The organism is Paenibacillus chibensis, assembly GCF_004001045.1.
Taxonomy (GTDB): Bacteria; Bacillota; Bacilli; order Paenibacillales; family Paenibacillaceae; genus Paenibacillus_AQ; species Paenibacillus_AQ chibensis.
This window is the reverse complement of the sequence record NZ_BIMK01000048.1, coordinates 21,730-29,204: the sequence shown is the minus strand read 5'-3', so window position 1 is coordinate 29,204 and position 7,475 is coordinate 21,730. Positions and strand designations below refer to the sequence as shown.

Sequence of the window (7,475 nt, the reverse complement as noted above, 5' to 3'; positions counted from 1 at the left end):
ATTCGAATTATCCCTTATTTTAGCGTGAATACTGAAATAAATCTAGAAATGCGTTATAATTCAGAAAAAAGGTTTAATGAATTAAAGATAATCTTAGAGGTGAACCACATGCATAGTTCATTGGGCTCGAGGCTTCTGTCCTCCATGCCATCCAATATCTTTATGGATTCGATGGTCATATGGGCGGTAATCATGCTGATCTCCATGTGCATCGGCGGATACTTTATGATCCGTAAATTTCTGAAGGTGCTTCCCAAAAATGACGGCAGGTCCAAACTGGACTGGCAAAATCACTGGGTTGAAACCAGCCGCCACCTGTGGACGGATGAGTCCAAGGAATTTCTGGACAAACTGGTCAAGCCCGTTCCCGGACCGTTCCGCGATATCGCCAAACATTCTATTGCGGCTGAAATTGGCAGAATCGCTTTGGAGGAAAAAGCGCCGGAAGTAACCCGGGATCACTGCATCAAAGGCTACATTTCCGCCACGCCTAGACGGGACAATAAATTTTTGGTTGCTTTCCTGAACAAAAACCAGATCGACTACAAGCCGTACGAGCATCTGATGCAAAAGTAGGTTTGCAGCCTGTACATGACAAAGCCCCCTGGCAGGAGCATCAAATTGAAGAAATGGTCCATTTCGTCAGTCTGATTCCAAGCCAGGGGGTTTCTGCATTCAAAAGAACCCATAAAGGAGCGTGTCGGTGCATGAAAATCGTGATTTGCGGCGGAACCGGCTTTATCGGCAAGGCGCTTACCCGTCATCTTTTGCAGCAAGAACATGAAGTAACCGTGATATCCCGCAAAGAACCGGACAAGGGTCCAGACGGCATTACATACCTGACCTGGGACCAAATTGATGCCAGTCCCGTGCTGCTCGAAGGAACGGAAGCCATCGTCAACCTGGCCGGCGCCTCCTTGAGCCAGCGCTGGACGCCAAAGGCCAAACAAAGCATCATCGAGTCCCGGTTGAAAACCGTGCAGGCCGTGGCGAAGCTGATCCAAGCGCTTCATGAAAAGCCTTCCGTCGTCGTGCAGGCTTCCGCTATCGCCATATACGGCACCTCACTCACCGATACGTTTACCGAAGAAAGTCCGGCACATGTCGTCGACTTTCCTTCTTCGGTCGTGAAGGAATGGGAAGACTCTGCCGAGCAGATTTCAGGCGTACGCCTGGTCAAGCTGCGGACCAGCGTCGTCCTCGGGAATGACGGGGGAGCCTTCCCGCTGATGAAGCTTCCGTACACGCTCGGATTCGGCGGGAGAATCGGTAGCGGCAAGCAGTGGGTCTCCTGGATTCATCTGCATGACATGGTCCGTCTGATCGAATTTTGCATCAGCCATCCGGACGTGAGCGGGCCGGTCAACGCTTCGGCGCCGGAGCCCGTAACCAACAACCAGTTCGGTCAGACCGTCGGTCAAGTGTATCATCGTCCGCACTGGTTCCCGGTGCCTGCATTCATGATGAGAACCGTCCTGGGAGAACTGTCGCTCATCATCCTGGAAGGACAGCGGGTCATACCGGATAAAATAGTACAGCACGGCTTCCGCTTCGAGTTTCCGACGCTTGCGGCTGCCCTGCAGAACTTAAAAGAAGTTCAGGCCGAGCGGAAGGTGTAGAAGCCCTTCACGATGACGAAGCGATCTCCGTCATGAAGCGGATAATCCTTATACGGAACCATCGCTTCCCCCATCAACCGGGTACCATTCTTTGAGCCGAGATCCTTGATGAGGTACCCGCCGTCTTCGGTCCGGCTCAGCTCCACATGCGCGCGCGAAGCCCCCACGGAAGACTCCACATACTGCGACACCTCTTCAGAACGTCCGATAACGAAGTGCTGCTGCCTGAGTTCAATCCGCTCGGATTTCGATGCATCCTCCGCTTCCCTTAGCAAATAACATACCGGAGTAGAAAAATTCGATGCAGATTTCGCTTCCGGATCGAGTTGGCCAAGCAGCACGGTCGCCCCTCCTTTGCCTGAATTCAACATCTCTGTCTTCTGGCCGAGCTGACTGTAGTAATCCTGCACGGATCCATCCGGCTGCGGCGGTTCCGTGTTGAATCCGGCGAAATTCATGACTCGCTGCTGGATACGCGAAGGACCACCCGAATCCGGCAGAACGTCGCTTTCCCTCGGGCGACTCCCACGGTCGGACCTTTCATGGATTTGATCTTTTATGTTCTGGAATTCTCCTATGCCTGCAAGGGTATGATCCTCTCGCGTTTGCGGAAATTTCCACTTCCAATCAGGCTCTTGGTTGGAGTCATGCACTTCTGACAGCTCCCCTTTGCCTTTCTTGGAACTCCCCCTGAAGAAGCCCGTAAACTGTTCCACTTCAAAACGCGAACGGCCTTTGCCTTGCTTCGGCTCTACGGACAACTCGGAAGACCCGAAATCAGGCAGCGCATCAAAGGATGTAGAATCCGCTGTGTTTTTTGCTGCAAACAGCTTCCCCGCCCAGCTCATGGCGGCAATACCGGCCAATATCAGAGTAAGTATTACGCAAATGATCAGCTTACCGGTGCTCGGAGATGACATGTACACCATCCTCCATACGACAGCCGCACCCAGTAAACATGCAAGGGCTATGTAGGTTTTCCGGGAGGAAGTGGCGCTCTCCCCTCCTTCGGCTGCAGACTCCAACTCGGATGCGATTGGTTCAAGGCTTACCCGGCTCTTTAAAAAATCGGGAATTTGTATGTCATCGTCATCCTCTATGCGGCTGCGTTTATCCCGGTTCCCGCCAAGCATCGGGAAACCACTCGCCGGATATTCATTCCTTCCCGGTTTCTGAAGCGTATTTGACGAATTTGTCGCTTGCGCCTCATGAGCTTCCCGTTCCGTTCTCCCGCTAAAAGTGAACTGCCGAACTTCCGCCTGCTGTGCATGGGATACAGGCTTCATTTGATTATTTTCATGACCGCCAGCAGGAATGCTCCCTTCAGGTTGGTTCCGCAAAGGACCCGGAATTTTATCTTCTCGCAAGCTTGCTGGCGTGGACGGACGCGCCCCGCTTTCGCCGGACAACAGTTTTAGCAGCAGCTTTTTAAAGCCGTTCACCGTAAACTCCTCGGACCCCGTATACAGCAGCAGCTGCTGGACGCCTCCGCCTCTCAGCTCGACGACCGAAGCCATGAAGCGTGTCACAAGCTCCTTCAATCGCCCGTTGAGCGTGCCCCATCCCTCTGCCTCAGCCAGCGGAACATAGGTAAAATAAAGCTTTCCTTCTTGAAGCGAGCCATCCACAAAAATGTAATCCTCAGCCAGCATGTACTTCCCGGGCTGAAGCATATACAGAACGCTTTGTTCCAACGCTTCCGCCACCTGCAGCAGCAAGCCGTAATATTCCGTCATATGAATGCGCTCGCTCTTCAGCATATGCGACAGCATCTTTTTATCCGTCATGTCATAACGCAAAGTCACCTGCAAGTCGACCTCATGGACATGAAGTGGCAATAAATGAGGAATGCGGGAAGCGGAAATCATGGATACCTCCACCTTGCTGAGTTCATCCGAACGGAGTCCCCCGGCACGGGACAAAACCATGAATGTTCCGCCCTGCTGGATAAAATCTCTCATTAAACCCGACAAATCGATTCACCCCAGGTGTACAGATTAATGTTTCATTAAAAAGAATGCGCATGGGGACTGCCTGCTGAGCAGACTTTCATCATGCAGCATGCAGGCGGCCGCTTCACCACAAGAGCGAGTACATGCAGGCAAAGGCATACCCGGGAACGACAGCGAGCATAAAAGGAAAGCGAAGCTGCTGCTCCTGCCCCGCCTTGATCGGACGCAAGCTTTTCAAGATGAACACGCCTGCAAAGCGGCTCATGATAGATCGCAGTCTCTTCAGCGTTTCCCGTCTCCATAACAGGATCAAGACCCCGATAAAACCGGCGCACAGAACCGAATATAACAAGCATTGCAGGGTAAGAAGCGCTCCAAGCCAGGCTCCTATGCCTCCAAACAGCTTCACATCGCCTGCACCGACGGCGCCGATTACATGCATAACCAGGAGCAGCGCAAAGCCCGCAGCTAGCCCTTTGCCTGAAAAGGCCAAACCTTGCAGCCCGCCCGTTAGCGAATGAAATAATACACCGCCCAGCATCGCTGATAATGTAAGCTCATTAGGTATCTTCATCGTGCGGATATCCGTGATGAAGGCTGCAATAACAACGAACGTGCACCCCCATAGGGATATGTCCATCCTTCTCATGCCCCCTGTTTGTTGTTTGATCAAATCCGAGTCCCCCGTGATCTGATCTATCCTTTCACTACCGTAAACGTCACTTCGGTGCGATGTCCGTCTGATGTCGTGATGACAAAGGGCCATGTGCCTGGGGTCGTATTCGTCCCGACAAACCATTCCCATTCGATGATCCCTTCCGAGTCGGCTTGTTTTTCGCCCAAGTATTTAGCCGTGCTTTGACCGCTCTTGTAAAATACGGACAGGTTGGCCGAAGCTCCCGGTGCAACCTGAATCCTTACTTTGGCTCTTTTCCCGACATATGCGGGATCAGGCTTTTCAAGCACTTGCACAGATTGTTCATCCGCTGCTTCCCCTTCTCCCGGGGACATCGCCTCCGTCTCCCCGATCCATAGCCTTTCCTGCGCCTTCGCCTGAAGCACGATTTTCTTGTTCAGAAACGGTACTTTCATCGGAAGCTCGTAGCTGACTTCAATCGAGAAATACGGATCCGTGCGGGTTTTCAAATTCGGGATTTGGATGTTGGATACATGAATCCGTTCGTAATCGAGGAGCCTGCTTTCCATATATGGCTTCAAAATAGGCTTTACCACCGGATCCAGAACAGCCTCGGCAGCTTGGTTTTTGAGATTCTGAAGCGGTTCATCGGCTCTCGCTACCGCTCCTGCCACCCATTCGTTTAATGGCGCAGGCAGGGTGTTCGTGTACTGCGCGGCCCAATCACTAAGCGACAGCTTCGGTATACTCCAGCTCCCCGCCGGCTCTTGGCCGTTCTCATCTTTCTCGGGGGCCTTCTGCTCGATCGCGAGTGCAACAGGATATATATGCGCAGACACCATTTTCACGGTATCCGAGACCGTGCTCTGCAAAGCCGTGGAAATCAAGGTCATCTGGACCATGTATATCAAGAAAATAACGAAAAGAATGAACATCGGCATGACAAGCGATGCTTCGACCACCATGCTGCCCCGCTCGCCGTTCTTGACTCGGTTCAATCGTTCATGCCGAATTCTCGCCACCCTGCCGCTAATAAGAATAATCCGCTTGTTTGACCGCATAATATCGGTTTCCTTCCACTTGGTCCGGACTTCCGCCGGCATACCCGATCATTTTCATGACGCCGGGCAAAAACCATAGCCGCATGCCGACCTTAACATCACCCGACGCATACGTCGGACGTTCCGCGGGATTGATTCCCGTATTGAAGCGGATGAGCGCCAGCATGCGTGACATCTTCTTCTGGTTGTTGCTGTGGATCAGCAGGAACAACCGCAGGTAGTCCCGGTATGTAATCTTTACCTTGATATAGCTGGACAGCTCCACCGCTCCCGTCTCGCAAAGCGTAATCATGTCGGCAATGGCCATTTCGATCCCATATAGCAACGCGGCAGCCAGCACCAGCAGCGGATGACCAAGCCCACTGTTTTTGACCAAACCTTCCATCGTACGAATGGCAAGTCTCGATGCAAAAATTTCAGCGTAGGCAGCCGAAACGTTCCCGACCGGATTGTGAAAGCCGTACAGTATGTATTCCAGCTCCTGGTTCTTCACGCTGAACTGATCGACTACGGCATCTCCCAGCTCGGCCTGCGGATTTGAAGCCGCATCCTTTAGGCTGCTGATGTCGAAGGGCTTGAAATATGACGCAGCATATTCATTTTGAAGCAGTTCATCCTTCAGCCCTGACATCATGCCTGCCATCGCGCCGTATATCCCGTCCATATCATTCATGGCGGATTTGCCTGCATCATAAGGATCGTTATCCAGATCGGCCCCCTGATATTTCCCATCGTCAAGCTGTTTGTTGAAGTTCAAGTTATCGTCGTAATAGGTTTGCAGTTTTTTAAAATCCTCCAGATGTCTTTTGGCCCTTTGGTCGAGCTCGTTGATCCGTTCCAGAATATGGGCCGCGTCTTTGAGCTTGGCCTTTCCCTTCTTCTCCGCTTCCTTCCTTTCTTTATCCGAGGCGCGGTGGGTTTCAAGGCTAGCCGCTTCCTGATCCAGTTTGTTGGCGGAGCCCGTTTCGGCATACGAACGGATATAAGGATCACAGGCGCCTCGGGCTGAAATGACCGCTTGCTTCATGCTGCCTGAACTGCCGCCCAAGCCGGACGCGGTCGCGAGCGTGGATATGGCATTTGCGATATCACGGTCTGCCTTCCGGAATTCCTCCTCCTGGCGTCCGATTTCACTTTTCAGATCATTCAGCAAGCTCTCCGAAAGCAGCAGCTTTTCCGTTTGTCCCCGCAGTCCGCGTATCTGATCCGAGTCATCCGCGCCTGTCTCAGGAGCCGTACCCGGGAGGCTGCCTCGGGCTACTTCTTCGTATCCCGCACTGTCGGAACGGTTCTCGGAAGCTGCAATGACTTCCTTCATGCGTTCATTCTGGTCATTCGCCTCCTGCCACGCCTGTCGTGCTTCCTGCAGAAGCTTGGCATGGCTTTCCACGGACGAACGGTGTTTATTACCAAGCAGCGTCAGGACATCGGCGGAGCTTTCCAAGTATTCATTAATTTCGTCTTTATACTGCGGCTTCTCGTCCTCATCCCGATTCGCGTCCGCATGGACCTTTGCGACGTAATCATCATACTGGGCCGCGATTCCGGCTGCCGTGCCGACATGCGATGCACCTAGAGACTCGTTAGCGATGGAGGTAGAATACAATCCCATTAAAATCCCCGGTATGCCGTTGGCACTTTGAGCCGCCTTTTTCTGTTTCGCCAGCATATCATCCAGCGCCGCTTCCCTTTTGTCATACAGCTTCTGCAGCTTCCGAAGCACGTCGACCGTGTCCGAAGCCTCCTTCATGGAAGAAGACAGCGGCTTGAACTTGCTTACGATCTCCAGCGTAAAATCGATCGGTGCTTTATATTTCATCTCTTCCCCGATCTCGCGGTTAAAAATGTCGTACTCACCCAGCATTCGATCCATTCTCAGGCTGGAACTGTCCAGTTCGATCGGCAGCACATCGAATCCGTCGCCCCGCTTCCCCTTCTCCATGCTGCTGTTCAAGACACCCGCCATAATCTGGTCTCCGCTCTGCTCGCCGTAAGCGAATAAACCGTAACGCTCCTGCAGCTCCGGATCATAGGAGGACATCACGGATCGGACCGCAGCGTGCACGAGCCGTTCGCTCTGTACCTTCATGGCGGCGATGCGGGCATAATCGATAAAGAGGGCCACAAACGCAAATATAAAGGCAAGTATCATGATCAAGAACACCGAAACAGAGCCGTTTTCCGGCTTTTTTTTCGCGAACACCCA

The 7,475-nt window shown here is 52.6% G+C and carries 6 protein-coding genes; 2 read left to right on the top strand and 4 right to left on the bottom strand.

The genetic code is table 11. From position 1 onward, the window contains the following. The first annotated feature begins 108 nt into the window (after positions 1-108). The gene (locus PCH05_RS25845) at positions 109-576 is read left to right on the top strand and encodes a DUF2621 family protein (protein WP_246049954.1); all 468 of its coding nucleotides are present in this window, start codon (positions 109-111) and stop codon (positions 574-576) included. Positions 577-707: 131 nt separating this feature from the next. Beyond that, positions 708-1,619 carry a TIGR01777 family oxidoreductase gene (locus PCH05_RS25840; RefSeq protein WP_127607384.1) on the top strand — a complete coding sequence of 304 codons (912 nt, stop codon included), beginning with the start codon at positions 708-710 and terminating at the stop codon, positions 1,617-1,619. On the opposite strand, the gene PCH05_RS25835 is transcribed toward PCH05_RS25840, so the two are convergent. The 4 genes from PCH05_RS25835 to PCH05_RS25820 form a co-directional block, all read right to left on the bottom strand. After that, positions 1,598-3,580, bottom strand: a complete 1,983-nt coding sequence (locus tag PCH05_RS25835; protein WP_127607382.1) for a DUF6382 domain-containing protein — start codon at positions 3,578-3,580, stop codon at positions 1,598-1,600. The genes PCH05_RS25840 and PCH05_RS25835 overlap by 22 nt on opposite strands. Before the next feature lie 115 nt (positions 3,581-3,695). Further along, positions 3,696-4,211, bottom strand: coding sequence for an A24 family peptidase (locus tag PCH05_RS25830; RefSeq protein WP_127607380.1), 516 nt, complete (start codon positions 4,209-4,211; stop codon positions 3,696-3,698). A 56-nt stretch (positions 4,212-4,267) separates the two neighbouring features. Further along, entirely contained in the window at positions 4,268-5,173 is a 906-nt protein-coding gene (locus PCH05_RS25825) for a TadE/TadG family type IV pilus assembly protein (protein WP_127607394.1), read from the bottom strand. 64 nt (positions 5,174-5,237) lie between these two features. Further along, positions 5,238-7,472 carry a hypothetical protein gene (locus tag PCH05_RS25820; protein ID WP_246049953.1) on the bottom strand — a complete coding sequence of 745 codons (2,235 nt, stop codon included), beginning with the start codon at positions 7,470-7,472 and terminating at the stop codon, positions 5,238-5,240. Between the last annotated feature and the right edge of the window lie 3 nt (positions 7,473-7,475).

What these genes read in the sequence shown, in the direction of transcription:
- PCH05_RS25825 (WP_127607394.1), bottom strand. Translation starts at nt 5,173, where the DNA reads ATGGTGGTCGAAGCATCGCTTGTCATGCCGATGTTCATTCTTTTCGTT.
- PCH05_RS25830 (WP_127607380.1), bottom strand. Translation starts at nt 4,211, where the DNA reads ATGGACATATCCCTATGGGGGTGCACGTTCGTTGTTATTGCAGCCTTC.
- PCH05_RS25845 (WP_246049954.1), top strand. Translation starts at nt 109, where the DNA reads ATGCATAGTTCATTGGGCTCGAGGCTTCTGTCCTCCATGCCATCCAAT.
- PCH05_RS25840 (WP_127607384.1), top strand. Translation starts at nt 708, where the DNA reads ATGAAAATCGTGATTTGCGGCGGAACCGGCTTTATCGGCAAGGCGCTT.
- PCH05_RS25835 (WP_127607382.1), bottom strand. Translation starts at nt 3,580, where the DNA reads ATGAGAGATTTTATCCAGCAGGGCGGAACATTCATGGTTTTGTCCCGT.